This window comes from Arthrobacter sp. NPDC056493 (assembly GCF_042795115.1).
Lineage (GTDB): Bacteria > Actinomycetota > Actinomycetes > Actinomycetales > Micrococcaceae > Arthrobacter.
In genome coordinates this window covers 1-23896 of record NZ_JBHTSL010000076.1, presented here as the reverse complement: position 1 = coordinate 23896, position 23896 = coordinate 1, and the positions used below count along the sequence as shown (strand labels likewise).

Annotated in this window: 23 protein-coding genes; 17 read left to right on the top strand and 6 right to left on the bottom strand. The window is 67.0% G+C overall.

Annotated elements, in window-relative coordinates:
- Positions 1 to 115: 115 nt before the first annotated feature.
- The 9 genes from ACFQ50_RS22130 (at position 116) to ACFQ50_RS22090 (ending at position 10728) form a co-directional block, all read left to right on the top strand.
- Positions 116 to 520, top strand: coding sequence for a tautomerase family protein (locus tag ACFQ50_RS22130; protein WP_377997758.1), 405 nt, complete (start codon positions 116 to 118; stop codon positions 518 to 520).
- A gap of 223 nt (positions 521 to 743) precedes the next feature.
- Entirely contained in the window at positions 744 to 1778 is a 1035-nt protein-coding gene (gene iolC / locus ACFQ50_RS22125; RefSeq protein WP_377997757.1) for a 5-dehydro-2-deoxygluconokinase, read from the top strand.
- Entirely contained in the window at positions 1775 to 2725 is a 951-nt protein-coding gene (locus ACFQ50_RS22120; protein ID WP_377997756.1) for a deoxyribose-phosphate aldolase, read from the top strand. Before iolC ends, ACFQ50_RS22120 begins: the two co-directional genes overlap by 4 nt.
- 39 nt (positions 2726 to 2764) lie before the next feature.
- Positions 2765 to 4693 carry a 3D-(3,5/4)-trihydroxycyclohexane-1,2-dione acylhydrolase (decyclizing) gene (gene iolD, locus ACFQ50_RS22115; RefSeq protein WP_377997759.1) on the top strand — a complete coding sequence of 643 codons (1929 nt, stop codon included), beginning with the start codon at positions 2765 to 2767 and terminating at the stop codon, positions 4691 to 4693.
- A gap of 47 nt (positions 4694 to 4740) precedes the next feature.
- Positions 4741 to 6252 (top strand): CoA-acylating methylmalonate-semialdehyde dehydrogenase, encoded by a 1512-nt coding sequence (locus tag ACFQ50_RS22110; RefSeq protein WP_377997755.1) that lies wholly within the window; start codon positions 4741 to 4743, stop codon positions 6250 to 6252.
- Between the two features lie 27 nt (positions 6253 to 6279).
- Positions 6280 to 7191, top strand: coding sequence for a sugar phosphate isomerase/epimerase family protein (locus ACFQ50_RS22105; protein ID WP_377997754.1), 912 nt, complete (start codon positions 6280 to 6282; stop codon positions 7189 to 7191).
- Positions 7192 to 7227: 36 nt separating this feature from the next.
- Complete coding sequence (locus tag ACFQ50_RS22100) at positions 7228 to 8241, top strand: Gfo/Idh/MocA family protein (RefSeq protein ID WP_377997753.1); 1014 nt, start codon at positions 7228 to 7230, stop codon at positions 8239 to 8241.
- A 118-nt stretch (positions 8242 to 8359) separates the two neighbouring features.
- Positions 8360 to 9235: a sugar phosphate isomerase/epimerase family protein gene (locus ACFQ50_RS22095; protein WP_377997752.1), complete on the top strand. Its 876-nt coding sequence runs from the start codon at positions 8360 to 8362 to the stop codon at positions 9233 to 9235.
- On the top strand, positions 9232 to 10728 hold the full coding sequence (locus tag ACFQ50_RS22090) for a sugar porter family MFS transporter (RefSeq protein WP_377997751.1): 1497 nt from the start codon (positions 9232 to 9234) through the stop codon (positions 10726 to 10728). The genes ACFQ50_RS22095 and ACFQ50_RS22090 overlap by 4 nt, the downstream gene beginning before the upstream one ends.
- 109 nt (positions 10729 to 10837) lie before the next feature.
- Here the strand turns inward: ACFQ50_RS22090 and ACFQ50_RS22085 are convergent, their stop codons facing one another.
- Positions 10838 to 11287: a MarR family winged helix-turn-helix transcriptional regulator gene (locus ACFQ50_RS22085; RefSeq protein WP_377997750.1), complete on the bottom strand. Its 450-nt coding sequence runs from the start codon at positions 11285 to 11287 to the stop codon at positions 10838 to 10840.
- Between the two features lie 171 nt (positions 11288 to 11458).
- Between ACFQ50_RS22085 and ACFQ50_RS22080 the strand changes: the two genes are divergently transcribed.
- Positions 11459 to 12724 carry an MFS transporter gene (locus ACFQ50_RS22080; protein ID WP_377997749.1) on the top strand — a complete coding sequence of 422 codons (1266 nt, stop codon included), beginning with the start codon at positions 11459 to 11461 and terminating at the stop codon, positions 12722 to 12724.
- 7 nt (positions 12725 to 12731) lie between these two features.
- Here the strand turns inward: ACFQ50_RS22080 and iolB are convergent, their stop codons facing one another.
- The 3 genes from iolB to ACFQ50_RS22065 form a co-directional block, all read right to left on the bottom strand.
- Positions 12732 to 13634, bottom strand: a complete 903-nt coding sequence (iolB, locus tag ACFQ50_RS22075; RefSeq protein ID WP_377997748.1) for a 5-deoxy-glucuronate isomerase — start codon at positions 13632 to 13634, stop codon at positions 12732 to 12734.
- A 101-nt stretch (positions 13635 to 13735) separates the two neighbouring features.
- On the bottom strand, positions 13736 to 14476 hold the full coding sequence (locus tag ACFQ50_RS22070) for a GntR family transcriptional regulator (protein ID WP_377997747.1): 741 nt from the start codon (positions 14474 to 14476) through the stop codon (positions 13736 to 13738).
- Positions 14477 to 14657: 181 nt separating this feature from the next.
- Positions 14658 to 15746 (bottom strand): gamma-glutamyl-gamma-aminobutyrate hydrolase family protein, encoded by a 1089-nt coding sequence (locus ACFQ50_RS22065; RefSeq protein WP_377997746.1) that lies wholly within the window; start codon positions 15744 to 15746, stop codon positions 14658 to 14660.
- A 41-nt stretch (positions 15747 to 15787) separates the two neighbouring features.
- Between ACFQ50_RS22065 and ACFQ50_RS22060 the strand changes: the two genes are divergently transcribed.
- The 5 genes from ACFQ50_RS22060 (at position 15788) to ACFQ50_RS22040 (ending at position 20697) form a co-directional block, all read left to right on the top strand.
- Positions 15788 to 16243, top strand: coding sequence for an SRPBCC family protein (locus ACFQ50_RS22060; RefSeq protein WP_377997745.1), 456 nt, complete (start codon positions 15788 to 15790; stop codon positions 16241 to 16243).
- A 94-nt stretch (positions 16244 to 16337) separates the two neighbouring features.
- Positions 16338 to 17045, top strand: coding sequence for a FadR/GntR family transcriptional regulator (locus ACFQ50_RS22055; RefSeq protein ID WP_377997744.1), 708 nt, complete (start codon positions 16338 to 16340; stop codon positions 17043 to 17045).
- A 185-nt stretch (positions 17046 to 17230) separates the two neighbouring features.
- Positions 17231 to 18598, top strand: coding sequence for an MFS transporter (locus ACFQ50_RS22050; protein WP_377997743.1), 1368 nt, complete (start codon positions 17231 to 17233; stop codon positions 18596 to 18598).
- A gap of 35 nt (positions 18599 to 18633) precedes the next feature.
- Entirely contained in the window at positions 18634 to 19410 is a 777-nt protein-coding gene (locus ACFQ50_RS22045) for an SDR family NAD(P)-dependent oxidoreductase (RefSeq protein WP_377997742.1), read from the top strand.
- Between the two features lie 153 nt (positions 19411 to 19563).
- The gene (locus tag ACFQ50_RS22040) at positions 19564 to 20697 is read left to right on the top strand and encodes an LOG family protein (RefSeq protein WP_377997741.1); all 1134 of its coding nucleotides are present in this window, start codon (positions 19564 to 19566) and stop codon (positions 20695 to 20697) included.
- Between the two features lie 97 nt (positions 20698 to 20794).
- Here the strand turns inward: ACFQ50_RS22040 and ACFQ50_RS22035 are convergent, their stop codons facing one another.
- Positions 20795 to 21370 carry a matrixin family metalloprotease gene (locus tag ACFQ50_RS22035; protein WP_377997740.1) on the bottom strand — a complete coding sequence of 192 codons (576 nt, stop codon included), beginning with the start codon at positions 21368 to 21370 and terminating at the stop codon, positions 20795 to 20797.
- Between the two features lie 168 nt (positions 21371 to 21538).
- Between ACFQ50_RS22035 and ACFQ50_RS22030 the strand changes: the two genes are divergently transcribed.
- A complete protein-coding gene (locus ACFQ50_RS22030; protein WP_377997739.1) occupies positions 21539 to 21793 on the top strand; it encodes a hypothetical protein in 255 nt (84 codons plus the stop codon).
- Positions 21794 to 22087: 294 nt separating this feature from the next.
- Here the strand turns inward: ACFQ50_RS22030 and ACFQ50_RS22025 are convergent, their stop codons facing one another.
- The gene (locus tag ACFQ50_RS22025) at positions 22088 to 23281 is read right to left on the bottom strand and encodes a VIT1/CCC1 transporter family protein (RefSeq protein WP_377997738.1); all 1194 of its coding nucleotides are present in this window, start codon (positions 23279 to 23281) and stop codon (positions 22088 to 22090) included.
- 247 nt (positions 23282 to 23528) lie between these two features.
- On the opposite strand from ACFQ50_RS22025, the gene ACFQ50_RS22020 reads away from it, so the two are divergent.
- Positions 23529 to 23765, top strand: coding sequence for a hypothetical protein (locus tag ACFQ50_RS22020; RefSeq protein WP_377997737.1), 237 nt, complete (start codon positions 23529 to 23531; stop codon positions 23763 to 23765).
- The last annotated feature ends 131 nt before the right edge of the window (positions 23766 to 23896 follow it).

Genomic DNA, 23896 nt, shown 5'->3' with positions numbered 1-23896 from the left:
TTCCCAGCCCTGGGAACGCCCTGAGCTGCTACCCAGTTGGGCAACCGCGGAGGAGGGTCTTGCGCGGCATCCGTACTTTGATAGTATGTCAGGACAAACTATCAAAGGAGACGAAATGCCGCTCGTACGAATCGACGTCCACTCGGGGCGCAGCCAGGATGAACTCAACCTCCTGAGCCGGGGCATCCATGACGCCATCCTGGCTGAATATGGCATCCCGGAACGCGACTACTTCCACATCGTCACCGAGCACGCGCCGGGTCAGATCGTGGCCCAGGATGCGGGCCTTGGCTTCGAGCGCACGCGCGACGTCATTATGATCCAGATCTTCACGCAGGGCGGGCGCAGTCAGGAGGCCAAGCAGAGCCTCTTTGCGGCCGTGGCGGGGAAATTGGGGGCACTGGGAGTCGCCGGTGAGGACGTCTTCATTGGATATGTCGAGAACACCGCGGGGGACTGGTCCTTCGGATTCGGCCGTGCCCAGTACGTCACCGGTGAGCTTGCCGTGCCGAAAAAATAGGGGCGGAAATACTACCCCTTCGCGTCCCTGCCGGCACCTGCGCAGCACTGCTATTTCGAGGCACTTCTGCTTGTTGTAAGTATGTCAGTACAAACCTTTGACAGGACATAAATTCTAGGGCACAGTAGTTCATGTGGTCCCGCTCACGGGGCCGCGGAACGCCGGAGCCTTGGCCGTTCGGCTGCTTAGAGGTTGAGATCCAAAAGAAAGGTCCACGATTACCGTGACCCACGAACTGCTCACGATCGGGCGCATCAGCGTTGATATCTACCCGAACGATATCGGGGTAGGGCTGGAGGATGTCACGTCCTTCGGCAAATACCTCGGCGGCTCGCCGTCCAATGTTGCTGTGGCCGCCGCCCGCCATGGCCGCCGGACCGGCGTCATCACCCGCACCGGGGATGACCCGTTCGGTACGTATCTGCACCGCGAACTGGAAAAGTTCGGCGTTGATGATTCCTTCGTTAGCCCGGTTCCGGGGCTCCAGACACCGGCGACGTTCTGCGCCATCATGCCCGAGACGCATGAGTTCCCGCTGTACTTCTACGGGCGCTTCCCGACGGCGCCGGACCTGCAGATCAAGGCCGACGAGCTTGACACCGACGCCATCCGCGACGCCCGGATCTTCTGGTCCACGGTGACCGGGTTGTGCCAGGAGCCCAGCCGCGGAGCGCACATCAAGGCCCATGAGGCACGGCCGCGCACGGGCCTGACGGAGGGCCAGTTCACCATCCTGGACCTCGACTACCGCCCCATGTTCTGGGCCTCCGAGGAGGAGGCCCGGGAGCAGGTGGCGCGGATCCTGCCGCACGTCACCGTCGCGATCGGCAACGACCAGGAGTGCTCCGTGGCCGTGGGCCCGGGCACTCCGGATGAGCAGGCGGACCGACTGCTGGCCGCCGGCGTCGAGATCGCCGTCGTCAAGCTCGGCCCGGAAGGCGTGATGGCCAAGACCCGCACCGAGCGCGTGGTGTCGGCCCCTGTCCCGGTGGAGACCGTCAACGGCCTGGGTGCCGGCGACTCGTTCGGCGGGGCCTTTGTCCACGGGCTGCTTTCGGGCTGGCCGCTGGCCCAGGTCCTGGACTACGCCAACGCGGCCGGCGCCATCGTCGCCTCGCGGCTGTCCTGCGCAGATGCGATGCCGACGCCGGCCGAGGTCACCTCGCTGCTCGCCGAGCGCGGACGCCTGGTTCCCGATGCGGTTCCCGGCCAGGACTCTGTTCCCACCATTTCTGTCCCCGAAGGAGCGGCCCTGTGAGCCTGAACCCCGGCACCGCGACCCTCGCGGTGGATGACAACCCCCGCCGCTACGAGCACCTGAGCACCATCCGGCTCGAAGACCCGGACGCAGTGGCCAGGGCCGCCAAGGCCCGCCGCCGTCACCCCGGTTTGAAGCACGGCCGGCAGAACTTCATCGTCGCCGCCGACCACCCGGCCCGTGGCGCCCTCTCCGTCGGTAACGACCCGGTGGCCATGGCGGACCGCCGCCAGCTGTTGGACCGGCTGCAGATTGCGCTTGCCAACCCGGCAGTGGACGGCATCCTGGCGTCCCCGGACATCATGGATGACCTGCTGCTCCTGGGCGCTCTGGAGGGCAAGCTGGTCTTCGGGTCGATGAACCGCGGCGGCCTCGCCGGCCTGGTCAACGAGTTCGACGACCGCTTCACGGGCCACACCGCCGCCGCCCTGGAGGAACTGGGCGCGGACGGCGGCAAAATGCTGACCCGGATCTGCCTCGGCGACCCGGACACCGTCTCGCTGCTCGAGGCGACGGCGAAGGCGATCGACTCGCTCGCCGAGCGGAAGCTGATCGCCATGGTGGAGCCGTTCCTGTCGGTCCGGGAGAACGGCCGGGTCCGTAACGACCTGAGCCCGGACGCGGTCATCAAGTCCATCGCCATCGCCGAGGGCCTGGGTTCCACCAGCGCGTACACGTGGATGAAGCTGCCCGTCGTGGCCGAGATGGAACGCGTCATGGCCGCCACCACCATGCCCACCGTGCTGCTGGGCGGAGACCCGGCTGGCACCCAGGACGAGGTGTTCGCCACCTGGGGAGCCGCTCTCGCCCTGCCCGGTGTGCAGGGACTCACCGTCGGCCGGACGCTGCTGTACCCGGCGGACGGCGATGTCGCCGGGGCGGTCGCCGCGGCCGCCTCACTCCTGCACCACACCACATCAGCCCGCACCGCAGAAGTATCGGAGTAACTTTCCATGGGGACGAATACTGGCACTGCAACACGCAGAATGACCGTGGCGCAGGCCGTGGTCGAATACCTTTCCAAGCAGTACACCGTCGATTCAGTGGGCGGGGTTGATTTCCGTGAGCGGCTGATCCCCGGCACGTTCGGCATTTTCGGGCACGGCAACGTTGCCGGTGTGGGCCAGGCACTGAAGCAGTACCAGCAGCTCGATCCGCGGATCATGCCGTACTACCAGGGCCGCAACGAGCAGGCCCAGTCGCACCAGGCTGTCGGCTTCGCCCGGCACACCCGGCGCCGCCAGACCTTCGCGATCAGCACCTCGATCGGCCCGGGGTCCTCGAACCTGCTCACCGGTGCGGCGCTGGCCACCACGAACCGTTTGCCGGTGCTGCTGCTGCCCTCGGACACGTTCGCGACCCGCGCCGCCGACCCGGTGCTGCAGCAGCTCGAGCAGCCCTACGCCTACGACCTCACGGTCAATGACGCGTTCCGGCCGCTGTCCAAGTTCTTCGACCGGGTCACCCGCCCGGAGCAGCTGTTCTCCGCGTTCCACCACGGCCTGCGCGTCCTGACCGACCCGGCCGAGACAGGCGCGGTGACCATCTCGCTGCCCCAGGACGTCCAGGCCGAGGCCTTCGACATCCCCGAGGAGTTCCTGGCCGAGCGGGAGTGGCGGATCCGCCGCCCGGAAGCGGACGACGACGACATCGCCCGCGCCGCCGCAGCGATCCGGGCCGCGAAGCGGCCCCTGATCATCGCCGGCGGCGGCGTCCTCTACGCCTACGCCAACGAGGAACTGGCCAGGTTCGCCGAACTGACCGGGATCCCGGTGGGCAACACGCAGGCCGGCGTCGGCGTGCTGCCCTGGGACCACCAGTTCTCCCTCGGCGCGATCGGGTCCACGGGCACGACGGCGGCCAACGCCATCGCTGCCGAAGCGGACCTGATCATCGGCATCGGCACCCGCTACGAGGACTTCACCACCGCGTCCCGGACCGCGTTCCAGAACCCGGACCTGAAGTTCATCAACATCAACGTCGCCCCGATCGACGCGTACAAGCACGGCACCTCGCTGCCGATCGTCGCCGATGCCCGCAAGGCCCTCGTCAAGCTCAACCAGGCGCTCGGCGGCTACCGCGTGGGCGCCGACCTCGAGCAGAAGATCGCCAACGAGAAGAAGCGGTGGGACGCGACCGTAGACGAGGCATTCGACACGCGGTTCAGCCCGCTGCCGGCGCAGAACGAGATCATCGGCGCCACCAACCGGGCCATGGACGCCTCCGACGTGGTCATCTGCGCCGCCGGTTCCCTGCCGGGGGATCTGCACAAGATGTGGCGTGTCCGCGACCCGTTCGGCTACCACGTCGAATACGCCTACTCCTGCATGGGCTACGAAATCCCCGGCGGCCTCGGCGTCAAGCGCGCCGCCCTGGCCGAAGCCAAAGCGGGCGGTACCCAGCGCGACGTCGTCGTAATGGTCGGGGACGGCTCCTACCTGATGATGCACACCGAACTGGTCACCGCCGTCGCCGAACGGATCAAACTGATCGTGGTCCTGATCCAGAACCACGGCTACGCCTCCATCGGCTCCCTCTCCGAATCCCTCGGCTCGCAGCGCTTCGGCACCCAGTACCGGGCCCTGGACGAGGAACAGCACAGCTTCGACGAGGGCGAGACCCTTCCGGTGGACCTGGCCCTGAACGCCGAGTCCCTCGGCGTGAAGGTCATCCGGATCGAGCCCGGGGAGAAGGCCATCGCCGAACTCGAACAGGCCATCCGCGACGCCAAAGCCGCCCCGGAGCGCGGCGGCCCGATCGTGATCCACGTCGAATCCGACCCGCTGCTGGACGCCCCGGGCTCCGAATCCTGGTGGGACGTGCCAGTCTCCGCCGTTTCCGAACTGGAATCCACCCAGCAGGCCTACAAGACCTACACCGACCACAAGAACCGCCAGCGCAAGCTGCTCGGCTAACCCCCCCAACGCTTCACGACCAGCCACAGACGAAGGAAGTCATCTTTATGTCAACGACGACCGTCACCACCACCATCAACCATTTCATCAACGGTGCCGAGACCGCCGGCGAGGGCGACCGCAGCACCCCGGTGTACAACCCGGCAACCGGGCAGGTCAGCGCGGAGCTGCGCCTGGCCAACCGGGCGGACCTGGATACCACCGTCGCCGCCGCCCGTGCTGCGGCTGATTCCTGGGGTGATATTTCCCTGGCCAAGCGCACCGCCGTGCTGTTCAAGTTCCGCGAACTCGTCGCCGAGCACATCGACGAACTCGCCGAGCTGATCACGGCCGAGCACGGCAAGGTCCTCTCCGACGCGAAGGGCGAGATTGGCCGCGGCCTGGAGGTCATCGAGTTCGCCTGCGGCATCCCGTCACTGCTCAAGGGCGACTACTCGGACCAGGTCTCCACCGGCATCGACGTGTTCTCCTTCCGCGAACCCCTCGGCGTGGTCGCCGGGATCACCCCGTTCAACTTCCCGGTCATGGTGCCGCTGTGGATGGCCCCGATGGCGATCGCCACCGGCAACGCGTTCATCCTCAAGCCCTCCGAACGCGACCCCTCCGCCTCCATGCTGCTCGCCAAGCTCTGGAAGCAGGCAGGCCTGCCGGACGGGGTGTTCCAGGTCCTGCACGGCGACAAGGAAACCGTCGACGGGCTGCTGACCCACCCGGACGTGGACGGCATCTCCTTCGTCGGCTCCACCCCGATCGCCCAGTACGTCCACGAGACCGCCACGAAGCACGGCAAGCGCGTCCAGGCCCTCGGCGGGGCCAAGAACCACGCCATCATCCTGCCCGACGCCGACCTGGACAACGCCGCCGACCACCTCGCCGCCGCCGCGTTCGGCTCCGCCGGGGAACGCTGCATGGCGATCTCCGTCGCCGTCGCCGTCGGCGACGCAGCCGACCTGCTGGTCAAGAAGGTCGAAGAACGCGCCACCGCGGTGAAGGTCAACAACGGCACCGTCCCGGGCGCCGAAATGGGCCCCGTCATCACCCCGGCCTCCAGGGAACGGATCGTCAGGATCGTCACCGAAGCCGAAACCGCCGGCGCCGCGATGGTCGTGGACGGCCGCGACCTCGTCGTCCCCGGCCACGAAGACGGCTTCTGGGTCGGCCCCACCGTCCTCGACCACGTCAAAACCGAAATGACCGCCTACACCGAGGAAATCTTCGGACCCGTCCTCGTCGTCGTCCGCGTCGACACCCTCGAAGACGGCATCAAACTGATCAACTCCAACCCCTACGGCAACGGCACCGCCATCTTCACCTCCTCCGGCGCCGCCGCCCGCAAGTTCCAGCGCTCCGTCACCGTCGGCATGATCGGCATCAACGTCCCCCTGCCCGTCCCGGTCGCGTACCACTCGTTCGGCGGCTGGAAAGCCTCCCTCTTCGGCGACAAGCACATCTACGGCCCCGAAGGCGTCTCCTTCTACACCCGCGGCAAAGTCATCACCTCCCGCTGGCCCGAACCCACCCACGCCTCCGGCGCCTCCTACAACTTCCCCTCCAACTGACCACCGGCTCCAACTGAGGAAACCTTCATGACTGAGAACAAGCTGATCATCGGCACCGCACCGGATTCCTGGGGCGTCTGGTTTGCGGATGACCCCAAGCAGACCCCGTGGGAGCGGTTCCTGGATGAGGTGGCCGAGTCCGGCTACAAATGGATCGAGCTGGGCCCCTACGGCTACCTGCCCAACGACCCCACCCGCCTCGCCGAAGAGCTCAAGCAGCGCGATCTGAAAGTCTGCGCCGGAACGGTCTTCACCGCGTTCCACCGCGGCCTGGACCAGTGGGAGACGGCCTGGGAGCCCGCCCGCAAGGTCGCCGAACTGACGGCAGCCATGGGCGGCGAACACATCGTGGTCATCCCGGCCATGTGGCGCGACGACGTCACAGGCGAGGCCGTGGAGAGCGGCACGCTCAGCGACAAGGCCTGGGGCGATCTGTTCGCCGGCCACAACCGCCTCGGAAAAACGCTCCTCGAGGACTTCGGCCTGAAGCAGCAGTTCCACTCGCACGCCGATTCCCATGTCGGGGCACAGGAGGACATCGAGACGCTCCTCGGCGCGACGGACCCGAAGTACCTCAACCTGTGCCTGGACACCGGCCACGCGGAATACTGCGGCGCCTCCAGCCTGGAGCTCATCAAGAACTACCCGGACCGGATCGGGTACCTGCACCTGAAGCAGATCAACCCGGACGTCCTCAAGAAGGTCAACGAGGAAAACATGACCTGGGCAGCTGCCAACCTGGCCGGCGTCATGACGGAACCGCCCAACGGCTTGCCGGACCTGCGCGCGGTCATCGAAGCCGTCGAGGCGCTGGACCGGCCGATCTTCGGCATCGTGGAACAGGACATGTACCCGGTGGCCTTCGACGTTCCCATGCCCATCGCCAAGCGCACCAAGAGTTACCTGCTGTCCTGCGGCTCCCGCACCGCGGTCAACTAGCCTCAGCCCCGGCATTCCAAACCTAAGGAAAGAACAATGACTGAAACCCTTCGCGTCGCCGTTATCGGCGCCGGCCGCATGGGCGCGGACCACATCCAGCGCCTCAGCAAGCGGATCCACGGCGCTGAAGTTGCCGCCGTCGTCGACGTTGACCTCGCCCGCGCGCAGGCTGCCATCGAGGGCATCCCCGGGGCCGTTGCCCTGGCCGACGCCGAAGAGGCGCTGAACAACGGCGACGTCAACGCCGTCCTCATCGCCACGCCCGGCTTCCTGCACGAGGAGATCCTGCTCAAGGCCATCGCCAAGGACATCCCCATCCTGTGCGAGAAGCCGCTGACGCCCGACGCAGAGTCGTCATGGAAGATCGTCCAGGCCGAGGAGAAGCTGGGCCGCAAGCGCATCCAGGTGGGCTTCATGCGCCGCTTCGACGCCGAATACGCAGCCCTCGGTTCGGTCATCCGCAACGGCGAACTCGGCGAACTGCTGATGCTGCACCACCAGCACCGGAACCCCAACACCCCGGCGGGCTTCACCAACGAGATGCTCATCAACGACTCCGTGGTCCACGAGTTCGACGCCATCCGCTTCTTCACCGGCGAAGAGATCACGTCCGTCCAGGTCCGCCTCGGCAAGGCCACGAAAAACGCCCCGGCCGGCCAGCACGACCCCCAGCACGTCCTGATCGAGACCGAGTCCGGCGTCCTGGCCGACGTCGAAATCTACGTGAACGCCAAGTTCGGCTACGAAGTGGCCACCCAGGCTTCCTTCGAGGACGGCATCGTCAGCATCGGCGGCGACAGCGGCCCGTATCTCCGCAGCAACGGCCGCTGGGGCGGCAAGGTCACGCCCGGCTTCGAGGAGCGCTTTGGCGCCGCATACGACGTCGAAATCCAGGCCTGGGTCGACGCCGCACTCCGCGGCGAAATCGGCGGACCCACCGCTTGGGACGGCTACGCCACCGCCGCCTGCTGCGAGGCCGGCGTCGAAGCGCAGAAGAACGGCGAAAAGGTGGCCGTGAAGCTGAACGCCAAGCCTGCGCTCTACAGCTAGGCCCACCCGTTCATAGGAGTTTTTGTCCAGATAATGCGCCTTCGAGTCCCTCAGGGTTGCATTATCTGGACAAAAACTCCTTTCGTTAACCGACTCTTTCCACAATGGAGTGTTCCTCGTGAAAATCGCCCTTGATCCCACCCCCTTCCACCACAGCCACAGCCTGCTGGAATTCCCCAAGGTGGTGGCCGACCTCGGCTACAAGTACATGCAGATGACGCCGCACCCGGACTTCATCCCCTTCTACAACCACCCCAAGGCCGACGACGAACTGGTGGGCCAGCTGAAGAAGGCGTGCACCGACGCGGGGATCGAAATCGCGTCCATCCTGCCCGTGCTGCGCTGGTCTGGCCCGGACGAGGACGCCCGTGAGGCGGCAGTGCGTTACTGGAAGCGCGCCATCCAGATCGCCGTGGACCTGGGCGTGAGCACCATGAACACCGAATTCAGCGGCCGGCCTGAGCTTGCCGAGGAATCCGAGCGCGCGTTCTACCGCTCCATGGAGGAACTGCTCCCCATCATCGAGCGCGAAGGCATCGACCTGCTCATCGACCCGCACCCAGACGACTTCGTCGAGGAAGGCCTCGCCGCGATCCGCGTCATCCGCGGGCTGAACTCGAAGAACGTCGGTATGGTCTACGTGGCCTCGCACAGCTTCCACATGAAGGACTCGCCGCTGGACATCATGCGCGCGGCAGGGGACAGGCTCCGCCTGGTCCACGTCGCCGACACCATGGACCACCACGCCTCGCACGGACTGCGCTACATCACCAACCCGCCGGGCAACGCCGTCCGGGTGCACCAGCACCTGAAGATCGGCGACGGCGACGTGAACTGGGATGAGTTCTTCGGCGGCCTGAAGGAAATCGGGTTCCTAGACCGGGACGACACTGTGATGGTGTCCAGCGTCTTCGCCGAAAACGAGAACGCCGAGGAGGTTTCCCGCTTCCAGCTGGACACCATGAAGCAGTACGTGCAGAAAGTCACCGTATGATGGCCGCGCCTTCCGGGAAGGCCGACTTAAAACACCAGCGGGCGCTCCGCACCGTTACCATCATTTCAACCTTCGGCGGGCTGCTCTTCGGCTACGACACAGGCGTCATTAACGGTGCCCTGCCGTACATGCAGGAGGATCTGGGACTGACCCCGCTGGCCGAGGGCATGGTGACGTCGTCGCTGCTCTTCGGCGCCGCCTTCGGTGCCCTTTTCGGCGGCCGGCTGGCGGACCGGAACGGCCGCCGCAAGATGATCATGGTCCTTGCCGTCATCTTCCTGATCGGCACGCTGTCCTGCACCCTCGCACCCAGCACCGGGTTCATGGTGGCGGCCCGCTTCGTCCTTGGCCTGGCGGTGGGCGGCGCGTCCGTGACGGTGCCGGTTTACCTCGCGGAGGTGTCGCCGTCGGCCCGCCGCGGACGGATCGTGACGCAAAACGAGCTCATGATCGTCACCGGCCAGCTGCTCGCCTTCATTTTCAACGCCTACCTCGGCAACACCTTCGGCGAAGCCGGGGGCATCTGGCGATGGATGCTGGTGATCGCCACGCTGCCGGCCGTCGCCCTGTGGATCGGCATGGCCTTCATGCCCGAAAGCCCCCGCTGGCTCGCCTCAATGGGCAGCTTCGGCGAGGCGCTCGGCGTGCTCCAGCGCATCCGCTCCAAGGCCGACGCCGCGGCGGAGTTCGAAGAAGTCAAGGCCATGGCCGTGGAGGACTACAAGTCCAAGATGGGGTCCTGGAAGGACCTGCAGGTCCCGTGGCTGCGGCGGATCTTCTTCGTCGGCGTCGGCCTTGCGGTGATCCAGCAGATCACCGGCGTGAACTCGATCATGTACTACGGAACGCAGATCCTGGCGGATGCCGGCTTCGGCCGGGAGGCGGCCCTGAGCGCCAACATCGCCAACGGTGTCATCTCCGTGCTGGCCACCTTCGTGGGAATCTGGCTCCTCGGCAAGGTGGGGCGCCGCCGGATGCTCATCACCGGCCAGGTCGGTACCACATCGGCGCTCCTGCTGATCGGCCTGTTCTCGCTGGTCCTGCCCGAGGGCACCGGCCGCGGGTACGTGATCCTGGCGCTGACAGTCACGTTCCTCGCGTTCCAGCAGGGGGCCATTTCACCGGTCACGTGGCTCATGCTCTCGGAGATCTTCCCGCTGAAGCTGCGCGGCCTGGGCATGGGGGCATCGGCCTTCGTGCTCTGGACCGTGAACTTCCTGATCGGCTTCGGCTTCCCGCAGCTGCTCGCGGCCATCGGCATCTCCAGCACATTCTTCGTGTTCGCCGTCCTCGGCGCGGGCGCGATTTTGTTTGCCGCGAAGTACGTTCCCGAGACCAAGGACAAGAGCCTCGAGGACGTGGAGCACTACTTCAAGCACCAGGCCGGCGTGCCCGCCGAAGCAAGGACCGCTGCCGAAGCAAGGACCGCTGCCGAAGAAAGGACCCGCGCCGAAGCGGGAACCCCCGCCGACGCTGGAACCCGGGTCCACTAAGGACCGTTCCACTCCGGAGTTTTCGTCCAGATAATGCCCCCTCGATGCCTTCGAAGGGGCATTATCTGCACAAAAACTCCAGCGCCGGAGCGGTTCCTGGTGTCGGTGGCTAGACGCCGGCGTGGAGGCGGGGGAGGGCGTCCACGAGGGGAGCCAGCTCCGGCACCTGCTGCGCTTCGGCCAGGGTCCGCTCCAGTGCGGCGTCGTGGACCGGCCGCGCTTCTGCCAGCAGCTTGCTCCCGCTGCCGGTGAGTTCGGTGTAGATCCCGCGCCGGTCGTCCGCGCACAGGATGCGCGTCAGCAGGGCGCGGTCCTCCAGCCGGTTCACCAGGCGGGTGGTCGCGCTGGCGCTGAGAGCGGTGGCGCGCGCCAGCTGCTGCATGCGCATGTGCCACCCGTCCTGCCGGCTGAGCGCGTCGAGCACGGTGTACTCGACGACGGAGAGCCGCGCCTGCCCCTGCAGCGAGCGCTCCAGCTCCGCCTCGATCAGCCCGTGCAGGGCCGCCAGAGTGCGCCAACCCTGGGCGCGCACCTCCACGGCGTCATCCTTGATGCCCATGGGCTCTCCTCCTTCAGTTCTCCGGCTCACTCGGAACAGAGCACGGTAGATAGTTGCTTGCGCGGGATATCTTTTTGTGCAATATTTGCTTGTGCAACAAAATATAGCGCGCCTGCAACTAATACCTTACGCTGCGCTTCCCATTCAGTACAGTTCCGAAGGAGCACATCCATGCCTGTTGGCCTGATAGCCCTAGCCCTCGGCGGGTTCGGCATCGGACTCACCGAGTTCGTCATCATGGGGCTCCTCCCCGAGGTGGCTGCCGACTTCCGGGTGAGCGAAGCCTCCGCCGGCTGGTTCATCTCCGGCTATGCCCTCGCCGTCGTGGTGGGAGCCCTGGGACTCACCGCCGCGGTTTCCCGCTTCCAGCGCAAACCCGTACTGGCCTTGCTGCTGGTGCTCTTCATAGTCGGCAACCTGCTGTCCGCCATTGCTCCCGATTACTGGGCGATGATGGCGGGCCGGGTGGTTGCAGCCCTCGCGCACGGTGCCTTCTTCGGCATCGGGGCGGTCGTTGCTGCCGGTATGGTGGAGCCAACGAAGAAGGCCGCCGCCATCGCCATCATGTTCACCGGCCTCACCGCCGCCAATGTCCTCGGAGTTCCGCTCGGCACACTGCTGGGGCAGGCCGCGGGCTGGCGTTCCACCTTCTGGGCCATCACCGGCATCGGTGTGCTGGCGCTCATCGGAATCCTGGCCCTGGTGCCCAAGGCCGGGAGCGGGGACACCGCCAGCAGCGGCCTGCGCAGCGAGCTGAGCGCCTTCCGCTCCGGCCAGGTGTGGCTGTCCATCCTCGTCACCATCCTCGGCTACGGCGGAATGTTCGGTGCGTTCACCTACATCGCCTTCACCCTCACCGAGGTTTCCGGATTCGCCGCGTCCACGGTGCCATGGCTGCTGATTGTCTTCGGCGTGGGCCTGTTTATCGGCAACACGCTCGGCGGCAGGGCGGCCGACCGCGACGTGGACCGCACCCTGCTCGCCGTACTCGCCGTCCTGGTTGTCGTGCTGGTGGTTTTCGCCCTGAGCGCGGGCAACCAGGTGCTCACCATCGCCTCGCTGCTGCTCTTGGGTGGCTTCGGATTCGCCACGGTGCCGGGCCTGCAGATGCGCGTCATGAAGTACGCGGCCAAGGCACCCACGCTCGCGTCCGGAGCCAACATCGGCGCGTTCAATGTGGGCAATGCCCTGGGCGCCTGGCTCGGCGGCGTGACCATCACCGCCGGCCTGGGCTACACGTCGCCCATCTGGGCGGGGGCCGCGATCACCCTGCTCGGCCTGGTGGTGATGGCCGGTGCCGCTGCCCGGGCCAAGGCAACTGCCCGCCGGGCTGCTGTCGCATTCCCGACGGCGGAACCGGCGCCTGGCGCTTCGGGTCCAACTGGCGCTTCGGTCCAGACTGAAGCGGCCGACGTCGAACCCGCCGCCGCCCGCTGACCGCCTGCTACGCCCCGAACGGCAGCCTGGGGTCCAGGTTCTGGCTGTCCCAGGTCTGGCGCACCCAGCCGTGGTGCGGGTCGTCGCTGATGAGCCAGTCGCGCACGCGGCCGGGCCCGGCCATGACGTTGAGGTAGTACATGTCATAGCCCGGTGCGGCCATGGCCGGGCCGTGCCAGCCGTAGGGGACCAGCACCACGTCGCCGGTGCGGACCTCGGCCGAAACGTCGATGGGCCGGTGGTCGGAGGCATAGACCCGCTGGTAGCCGATGGCGTCAGCGTTCTCCCCGGGGCCATTGGATCCGGGGACGTCGGCCACCCGCGTCTCGAAGTAGTAGATCTCCTCAAGCCTGGTCTCGCCCTCCTTCTCCTCATCATGCTTGTGGGGAGGGTAGGAGGACCAGTTGCCGGCGGGCGTGAGGACTTCGCACACGATGAACCGGTCGGCCTCCAGCGCGGCGGGGGTGCCGAAATTGTGGACCTGGCGCGAGCAGTTGCCGGCTCCGCGCAGCTCGACCGGCGTCTCCGCCGCAGTGACCAGGCGGGTGGGGTACTGGACATTGGCGGGCGCCGTCGCGATGGCAACCCGGCCGCCGTCGGACGACGTGATCCTCACAGCCTTGTCCGTCCCGGAGTACAGCACGTCGGTGGGTCCGCTAAAGACGCTGGCCCGCCCCGACAGGGGGTGGTCCAGCCCGTCCACGGTGGCGGTGAACGCCCCCCTCAGCGGGATGACAATTCGTTCTTCGGCCGCGCGCGGGAGGTCGACGACGGCGCCCGGCGCCAGCGTGGCCACCTTCAGTCCCGTGTGTTCCCAGCCTTCCACCGCAAGTTTCGAGTCGGACGTTCCCAGCGAAATGTCCCAGCAGCCTTCGGCTGCACTGCCCAGGGGGTATACCCATTCGGCCATAGTTGGTGTCCCTTTCGGATGTGTGGTCGTGTTCGGCGCACCACGGCTCCGCGCCGGGGCCAGGCAAGTCGCCGCCCCCGCGCTGGAACCGCCGCTGCGGGCTAGCGCTGGACGAGTGTCATTTCGAAGCTGTAAGAGTCACCCCGGTAGACGTGGTGCCCGGTTTCCACGTTCCGCCCCGTGTCGTCGACGGCGGTGCGTTCCATGGTGACCAGGGCCGATCCGGCCTCGGTCTCGAGGAGCGGGGCCTGGTAGTCGTTGGCCACCATGGCGCCAATGCGCTGCGTGGCCAGGCGGAAGTTGACGCCGCCGCCGCGCAGGATGCCGTACAGGCCCTGGGTCTTCAGCAGGTCCTCGTCGATGTGCGTGATGTCGTCACGCACCCAGTTCTCCATCAGGGCCAGCGGCTTGCCGCCCACCTTCCGGAGCCTGGTGAAGTGATAGACCTTGGCCCCGGCGGCCAGGTGCAGTGCCTCCCGCGTGGCGGCGTCGGCGTCGACGTGCGCAAAGGTGAGCACCTCGGTGGTGGGCTTGCTGCCGTTGTTCGTCAGGTCGTCGTACAGGCTGGACAGCTCAAGCGGGCGGCGGACCTGGCTCGACACCACCTGCGTGCCCACACCGCGCTTGCGGACCAGCAGCCCGGAACGGACCAGTTCGTCCATTGCCTTGCGCATGGTGGGGCGCGAGAGGTTCAACTGGGCGGCGAGGTCGATCTCGTTTTCCAGCCGGCTCCCGGGTTCCAGCAGTCCGGTGTGGATGGCAGCTTCAATGCCCTGGACGACCTGATGGTACAGCGGCACCGGCGATGAGCGGTCGATGCTGAGGTGTAGTTGGTTCGCCATTGAGTGCTCCCTTTGTGCTGCAGGTTCCTGCGTCCAGTAGCCTGTATGTCAGTGCATGTCCGTTTGTTAGGACATACTCTGATTTTGATCATAGCAGGGCGCCGCCGCCAGTCAAGAAATGCGCCAGTTTGAGAGCGCGACGGCCGGGGAGGCGGGCGAGGGGCCGGCGGTCGCCCGCCGCTCAGCGCGTGCGGCAGGCCTCCACGAACACCCGGAACGGGGCAAGCCGCTGCTCCTCTGTCAGTTCCAGGGCCTCCGGATGCCACTGCACCGATGCGACCCACCGCTCGGGGTCCTCCAGCGCCTCCACCGTGCCGTCATCCGCCACGGCGGTCACCAGTAGCCCCGGCGCCACCCGGTCGACCGCCTGGTGGTGGCCGGAAGCGATCTTGACCTCCACGGCGGCCGTGCCACCCGCTGCCGTGCCCGCTGCTGCCGTGCCACCCGCTGCCGTGCCACCCGCTGCCGTGCCACCCGCGGCTGCATCATCGGTGCCGCCGGACGCCGGACCGCCGTCCGGATTTGGGGCGGCGGCATACATCTTGGCCACCTTGGACCCCGGGGTGATCGTCACCTCGTGCCAGACCCATGGCCTGTTGGCCGCTGCCGGGATCTGGCGGTGGGGCACGGTGCCCGGCGTCATGTCCTGGACCAGCGTCCCGCCGTACAGGACATTGAGCAGCTGGTGTCCGCGGCAGATTCCCAGCACCGGCGTGCCGGCATCGAGCGCGCGCCGCGCCACCGCGATGTCCAGCCGGTCCTGTTCTGCGTTGACGTCATAGAGGGAGGGGCCCGGCTCCTCGCCGTAGAGGCGCGGGTCAACGTCGCCGCCGCCGGGAAGTACGACGCCGTCAAGCGCCTCGGGCGCGTCTGCTGCCTTATCGCCGTCGGAGGCTCCGCCGTCGGCCGTTCCACGGCCGGGTGCGCCATTGCCCGCTGTTCCGCTGGTGGGCGCGCCCCTCAGCCCGCCCTCCAGCGACGCGCCACCCTCCAGTGATTCAGGGGTGAGCAGCACCGGTTCTCCGCCGACATCGCGGATGAGGCTGACAATGCAGCCGAAGAGGCTGTTGGCCTTCGCCACCCGTGGGTCAGGATCCGCCGAGCTGCTCAGCCGGACGGGAATGCCGATCCGCGGCCGGCGCACGTCGCCCGGCGCCGCACCCGGTGTGGCGTCTGCATCCGGCGTCGCGTCTGGGCTCTGCGATGCATCTGGGGTCTGCGCTGCGTCTGGGGTCTGCACTCGTCCTGAATTCCGCGTTGAATTCTGCATCCTCAAATTCTGCCCCATATCCGGACGATTAGGCTGGGCCGATGAGCAACCGATATTTGGTGTCCCGGGACCGCTTCATCGCCGCGGAACCGGGCCGGATCTTCGAGATCCTGGCCACGCCCGCGCTGCACAGCGAAATCGACGGTTCGGACACGGTCAAGGGCGCCCAGCCCAAGGGTCCGGGCCGGCTTGGTCCGGGTGCCAAGTTCGGCATGGACATGAACATCCGGGTAAATTACCGGATCCTCAACACCGTCACTGAGTTCGAGGAGGGCCGGCGGATCGCCTGGCGCCACTTCTACGGGCATGTGTGGCGTTACCTGCTGGAACCGGCCGCCGACAGCAGCGGGCTGCCCGGGACGCTGGTGACCGAACAGTGGGATGCCCGCGGCGTCCGCGGCAGGTTCCTGCTCCGGCTTGCCGGCTACCTGCGCCGCCATCCGGAGAACATCGACAGGACACTCGCCAGGCTGGACGCCTACGTTACGGGTCCGTAAGCCGCCCGTCGACGCACTTGGCGCCGCTGTTACTGGGTCTGCGCCGGTTTCGGTAGTGTTGGGAGCATTAGGCAAGGCGAAAGTAGGGCAGTCGGTGGGGCGCAGGACACTTGTTGACGACCTTGTTGACGGTCTGCTGGACGACATACTCGACGGCAGGCTGAAGCCGCACGATGCCTTGCCGCCGGAAGCCGACATCGCCAAGGCCTACGACGTCAGCCGGCTGACCGCCCGGGAAGCCTTGAAGGCACTCCGGGCGCAGAACATTCTGTACGTCAAAGCCGGCCGCGGGACGTTCGTGAATCCGGCGGACAACTGGACCGGCCTCGACGCCATCATCAAGGCGGCATCCCACGGCAACGCGGACGACCAGGTGTCCCGCGGCCTGATCGAGGTCCGGCGCATGGTCGAAACCGGCGCCGCCGCGCTCGCCGCCAGGCGTCACACTCCTGAACATGCCGAGGAGATGCGGGCGTCCATCGCGGACATGAAACGGTATCACCAGGCCGGAGACCTCGACGGGTTCGTGGCGGCCGACATCGCCTTCCACGACACCGTCCTGAAGGCTTCCGGCAATCCGTTTGTCCGTGCCCTCCTGGCCCAGCTGGGCCAGTCCCTCTACCGCGCCCGCCGCGAGACGTCCGCCATCGAGGAGATCCAGCGCCACGCCATCGCCTTCCATCAGCGCGTGCTGGAGAGCATCCTCACCGGCGACGCCGAACTGGCGCGCAAGGCAATGGACGAGCACATGGACCAGACCTTTGAGGACTACGAGCGCTACGTTCACGGCCAACCCTCCTAGGCACACTTCTTTCACCTTGACGTAACGCTCGTCACTCTCCTATGCTTTTGGTCATGTTCTTCCGTCAGATGTCTGACATCAGATAAAACAGACATATTCACTGAAACCGGACAGAACCCCCACAAAGACAAGCAGCGATTCCCACCGCGAAGCCGCCGGGCCGGGAACCGCCAGACAGAAGGTCGATGATGACTTCATTAACCACAAAGTCCTCCGGACTCGGCGAGCTTGGAGACCGCACGCTCCGCAAGGTCCGCCGCCGCGTAATGCCCCTGATCGTCCTGCTCTACTTCATCGCGTACCTGGACCGAAACAACGTCGGCTTCGCCAAACTGACCATGAGCGAGGACATCGGCCTGAGCGCCGCAGCCTACGGGCTGGGCGCCGGCATCTTCTTCCTCGGCTACGCCGTTCTCGAAATCCCCAGCAACGCCGGCATGTACAAGTTTGGCGCCCGCAAATGGCTGGCCCGCATCCTCATTACCTGGGGCATCTTCGCAGCCGCGATGGCCCTGGTGAACGGCGAATCCACCTACTACATCATCCGCTTCCTGCTCGGTGCCGCCGAGGCCGGCTTCTTCCCCGCCATCCTCTTCTACCTGACCTTGTGGTTTCCGGCCGCGCAGCGCGTCACCGTGCTGGGCATCTTCATCCTGGCCCAGCCCGTCTCCAACGCACTGGGTGCACCTGTTTCCGGCCTGCTCCTCCAGATGGACGGCGTCATGGGCCTGCACGGCTGGCAGTGGCTCTACATTATTGAAGGCATCCCCGCCATCCTGCTGGGCGTACTGACCCCCTTCCTGATGACGGACCGCCCCCGCGACGCCAAGTGGCTCAACGCCGACGAACGCGAATGGCTCACCACCACCATGGACGCCGAACTGGCAGCCAAATCCAAGGGCAGCAGCCACAACTTCCTGGCCGGCCTCAAGGACAAGCGCACCCTCGTCTACTCGGCCCTCTACTTCGGCCTGGTCTGCGGCATCTACGGCCTCGGACTCTGGATGCCCACCATCGTGGCTGCCCTGGGGAAGTTCTCCACGGCCCAGGTCGGATTCATCGTCCTCATCCCGTACGCAGTGGCCGCAGCCTTCGTCTACTTCTGGAGCAAGCGTGCTGACAGGACCGGCAAACGCGCGTGGCACAGCGCCGTCAGCATGGTCCTGGCCGGCCTGGGCCTGCTCGCCGCAGGCTACATGCTCCCGGTCAACCCTGTCCTGGCACTCGTCGCACTGACCGCCTCGGCCATGGGCATCTACGGAGCCATTGCCCCGTTCCTGTCCATGCCGTCCGCAGCGCTCACCGGCGCGGCCGCAGCCTCCGGCCTGGCCATGGTCAACTCACTGGGCAACCTCGGCGGATTCGTCGCCCCTTACGCAGTGGGCCTGCTGAAGGACGCCACCGGCAACAACCAGAGCGGCCTGCTCTTCCTCTCCTTCTGCCTGTGCGTCACGGCTGTGGCCACCTACCTCTACGCCCGCAGGCGCCCCGAAGGCGATGCGGCGCTGGATCCGGCAGTCAACGCCTCCGCAGACGCCCCGGCCAGCCACTAAAGACCCATCCGAGTACCACCCGAAGGAACACCGCAATGAGCTCAATCACCCCTTTCCCCGCAGAGCGCACCGTTGTGCTGACCGGCGCGGCGTCCGCCCGCGGCATCGGCCGCGCAGCAGCTGACCGCATGGCCAGCGAAGGCTGGTCCATCGCGATCCTGGACATCAACGCCGAGGACGCGAAGGCCGCCGCCGCGGAGATCGGGTCCAACCGTGCAGTGAAGGCGATCGGCGTGGGCGCCGATGTCTCCGACGAAGCATCCGTGGACCGGGCGATCACCGAGATCGAAGCATCCCTGCCGCCGATCGTGGCTCTCGCCAACCTCGCCGGCATCAGCTCCCCGACCACCTTCATGGAAACCACGGTTGCCGAGTGGGACAAGGTCTTCGCCATCAACATGCGCGGCACATTCGTGGTATCCCAGCGGGTGCTCAAGGGCATGATCGAACGCAAGCTCGGCCGCATCGTGAGCATCTCCTCCATCTCCGCCCAGCGCGGCGGCGGCACCTACTCCAAGGTGGCCTACAGCGCCTCCAAGGCCGGCATCATCGGCTTCACCCGCGCCCTGGCCCGCGAAGTCGGCGAGTTCGGCGTGACCGTGAACGCCATTGCCCCGGGCCCGATCGACACCGACATCATGGGCGGCACGCTGACCGAGGAGCGCAAGGCCCAGATGTCCGAGGGCATCATGATGGGCCGCGTGGGCACCCGCGAGGAAGTGGCCGCGCTGATCTCCTTCCTGCTGGGTGCGGACTCGGGCTACATCACCGCCGCCACCTACGACATCAACGGCGGCCTCCAGGTCTCCTAACGGGCTTCCTGGTCTATCCATCCGACTAGGTAGCAGTTAAGGGCGTTCTCAGCGCTGGGAACGCCCACAACTGCTACCTAGTTGGGTTTTGGGACCGTGGAGTTCGCGGCAGGCTTCGGCCGGGAGATTCAACAGCCCACTAGGCTGGGCAGCATGAACCCCTCCGGCAGCCTTAACCCCAGCCCGCGGACCCTTGAGGTGGACAGCATCTCCCGCTTCGACCGGCTGGTGAAGGCCGGGGCCCGGGCGATGCACGGCTGGCATGCCCAGTCACTCGACCTCCGCGGACGGGGCACCGCCCTGGCGGCCCTGGACGCCGAGGGGGCGGTTTTCCTGGGCTGCACCTTCGACCCGGGCGTGGAGGCAACACTCCGCAGCCGGGGCGCACTCATCTTTCCACGGCTCACCGGCGTTCCATTCAATCCGTACCGTGCCGGCCTCTATACCCCGCAGGAGCTGTACGCGGGCATCGCATATGAGCCGTACGAGAATACCCCCGACGCTTTGGTCTACCAATGGAGCATGCGGCCGGGGCAGCGGAACCGCCTCGACTCCACCCTCGCCGCAGCCCTGCACGACCACGCCGTCGGCGATGCCCTGGAGGAGTTCGTCCGGAGCCTCAACAGTGGAGGCCGTTCCATCGTCGGAGTCATGGGAGGCCACGCCCTGCAGCGGGGGACCGGCGGCTTCGCCGCCGCCGCCACGCTGGGACGGCTTCTGGCCCGGCGCGGCCACCTGGTGGCCACCGGCGGGGGCCCCGGAGCCATGGAGGCGGCGAACCTGGGTGCCTACCTGAGCGCGGCCGACGACGACGAATTCCAGGGTGTGCTTCGGGAGTTGGCTGCCGTCCCCGGCTTCCGACCCTCGGTGTCCGCCTGGGCCCGCGCTGCGGCAGCCGCCGTCGGACGCTTTCCGGGCGGGGCCGCGTCCCTCGGCATTCCCACCTGGTTTTACGGCCATGAACCGCCCAACTACTTCGCCACCCACATCGCCAAGTACTTTGCCAACGCCGTCCGCGAGGCCATTCTCCTGGAGGTCTGCAGCGGAGGGATCGTATTCCTGCCGGGTGCAGCGGGCACGGTGCAGGAGATCTTCCAGGATGCCTGCGAGAACTACTATGGCGCCCCGGAAACCATGACCCCCATGGTGCTGGTCGGCAGGGAACACTGGGAGCAGCGTTTCCCGGCCTGGCCCATGCTGCAGAGCCTGGCCGCCGGGCGGGCGATGGAGCAGCGGATCTTCCTGGTGGACAGCGTGGGTGAGGCGCTCTCGGTCCTCGGCAGGTGAACGGCCGCGGGAACCGTAGCCGGCGGTGAACCGGCGCCGCGGGTAACTCGGCGAGGCGGGTAACTCCGCGGCGCGGGTGTCCGGAACCAGGGCTGGCCTACAGGTCCTTGCGGCAGGGCGTCTTGCCGAGTTGATAGAGGCCGTTCAGATCGCCGGCCGCCAGGCCATCGGGGGCGCCGATCTCCGGATACATGAGCTGCACGGGGTCGTTGACATGTTCCAGCCCCATGACATGGCCCAGTTCATGGAGGATGACGGCGGTGGCGTAGCCAGTGCCGTCGGGGCGTTCCAGCTCAATAGCCATCTGCGGGGCATCCAGTTCCAGGCTGCCGGTGACATAGCTCTTGGGACCGTTCCCGTAGCTGTAGTGGGTACTGCCGCCGGTGCCGATGACCTTGCCGCCCAGCTTGGGCGCCGCGTCCGGCGTGGTCCAGCTGATGAGCAGGGGCGCCCAGCGGTCGCCGTAGGCCTCGGGCTGGTAAGGGGCACGCTGGTCCGAGGGCTGCTCGTCGGTGGCGCCGTCGTCGACAAACCGGATGCCGGTGACGCGGGAGATTTCCCGGATCGCCAGGGGAACCAGGCCCGCCGCACCGTCCGGCGCAAGGCTGGCATTCACCACGTAGTGCAGCGGACGGCACGGCGAGTAGCCCACCGGGGAGCCGTCGCTGTTCACAGCAAGGAACTTATAGGAGTCGCTGGGCTCCGGAGGCGGTTCCGGCGCGCCCAGGGGAGCGGCTGCCTCCTCGAGTCCCGGCGGCGGTGCGCCCGAGGTACTGCCGGGCGCGCCGGCGTCTTCCCCGGCTGACTGTGTCCTCGGTCCGGGCTGTCCCGCGTGTCCCGCTTGCCCGACCGGATCGTTCCCCGCATCATCCTGTCCCGACTGATTTTGCCCCGCGCCATTCTGGCCGGCATCATCCTGTCCGGCATCATTCTGGCGGGACGAGGACTGGTCCCCGGAACCGATGCGGAAGTTCAGCACACCGGCAAAGCGGGGGTCCCCGTACGCCATTCCGGCCGCGAGGAAAGCCGCGCAACCGAGGGCAGCGAGCACGATCAGGCGGCGGATAAACCTGGCCGCCGCGGTGGCCGGACCTGAATGACGCGGCCGGTAGCGGTGGCGGCGTTGACTGTACCCGGGGTCTTGACCCTCCACTGCACCCCTTTCACGGCATTCCTCTGCCGCGTCGCCTCCACAAGGAATCGGGCACCAGGCAAACAAGCAATTGGTAGACAAGCAATTGGTAGACAAGGCACCCGACAAACGAGCACCAGGCAAAGAGGCCTACTTTACAGTTCCGCTGGCCAGCCCACGAAACCCGCCGGACTATCCCGCCGGGCAACCCGGCCAACCGGTGCAACCAGCCAACCCACCCGAGACGATAACTCCGGCTCAGGCGATGACAGCGCCAAACGCCATGCCCAGGAGGTAGGTGACGCCGGCAGCACCAAGGCCGATGGCGAGCTGCCGGAGGCCGCGGGTCAGTGGCGAGGTGCCGGACAGCAGGCCGACGGTGCCGCCGGTGGCCAGCAGCGCGATGCCCACCAGGACCGCCGCCACCATGAGGGCGCCGATTCCGGTCATGCCGAAAAGGAAGGGAATGATGGGCACGATCGCGCCCGAGGCGAAGAAGCAGAAGCTGGAGAGGGCGGCGCCCCAGGCCGTGCCCACGGCTTGGTGCTCGTCCTCGGTCTCGGGCAGTTCGGGATGGAGCGAGAGGCTCGGATCGCAGTCGCACGTGAAGAGGCCCATGCGTTCGGCCACGCGGTGTTCGGCGGCCTCGCGGGACATGCCGCGGGCCAGGTAGACCAGCAGGAGCTCGTTGTGTTCGATGTCCAGCTGGGGTGCCGCCACCAGTGTCACCTGGGTGGGACGGGTGGCGTCCAGGAGCTCGCGCTGGGAACGGACCGACACGAATTCGCCGGCGCCCATGGAGAATGCCCCGGCCAGGAGTCCGGAGATGCCGCTGAGCAGGACCACGCCGCTGCCAACGCCCGTGGCGGCCATGCCCATGACCAGCGACAGGTTGCTGACCAGGCCGTCGTTGGCGCCGAAGACGGCGGCGCGGAACGTGCCGGCCAGCCGGTTGCGGCCGCGTGTTGCCAGGCCGCGGACCACTTCCTCGTGGATCTGCTCGTCGGCCGCCATGGCCGGGGTGGCGGACGGTTCCCTGGTGTACGGGGAGCGGCCCTCCGCCCGCTGCGCCAGCGCAAGCACAAACACGGAGCCAAAGTGCCGGGCCAGGAAACCCAGAAGGCGGCTGCGGAAGGACGCGTGCCGGGGCTTGCCGGCGTGCTCACCAAGCAGTTTCAGCCAGTGTGCCTCGTGGCGGCCCTCGGCTTCGGCGAGGGCCAAAAGGATGGCGCGCTCCTCGCCGGAGCGGTTCTGGGCGAGATCACGGTAGACGGCAGCCTCGGCCCGTTCGTCGGCGAGGTACTGGCGCCAGCGCCTGATGTCCGCGGCGCTGGGTTCCGGGCGGGAGGCCGCGGGGTTGGGCGCGGCGCCGGTTGCGGGGCCGTTGGTTGAGGCAGGCGGGGCGGAGGCGTTGCCGCTGGTGTGAGGGTCAGATTTTGCGTGCTGAGACACGGGAACTCCTGGGTAGCTGGGACGTGCTGCGGCCCCATTGCATCGCCCACTTTACCCCGTAATTCCGCGGATTTTCGGCCGGTAACCCTTAGCCAAAAGTTTAGGGAAACCTCAATAACGCCGGACGCCGGAGGCAGCGACCGTGGCCAGTGCGAACGCCCTTGACCGCCCGCACCCGCGGTGATCTGATGAAAATGTGCCCCGCCGACGGCGGGTACGGAAGTCCAATCACACGGAGGTCTGCCTGATGAACACCAACGGATCGCGCCCCGAGCCGGACACCCGCCACACCATCGAGTCCGATCCCGCCTACGACTTTGCCGAGGACGCGCCGGTGGACGAAGACTGGGACGCGGAAGACGAATTCCTTGATTCCGAAGAACGCGTTGTTCCCGCCAACTCCGAGGCAGTGGACGACGACGAACGGGTAGTTCCGCTGGACGCGGACGACGAGTTCCGTGCGGACGAAAGCTACGAAGGCTAGGCGTCCGTTTCAGTACTGACGGCCGTTTCGACCCTGAACTTTTCGCTCCTGACGTTTCCCCCTGACCCTTCCCACCCGCTTTAGCCCAACCCGTTAAACCACGACGGCGGTGCCTCCCCGCGCTGGGAGGC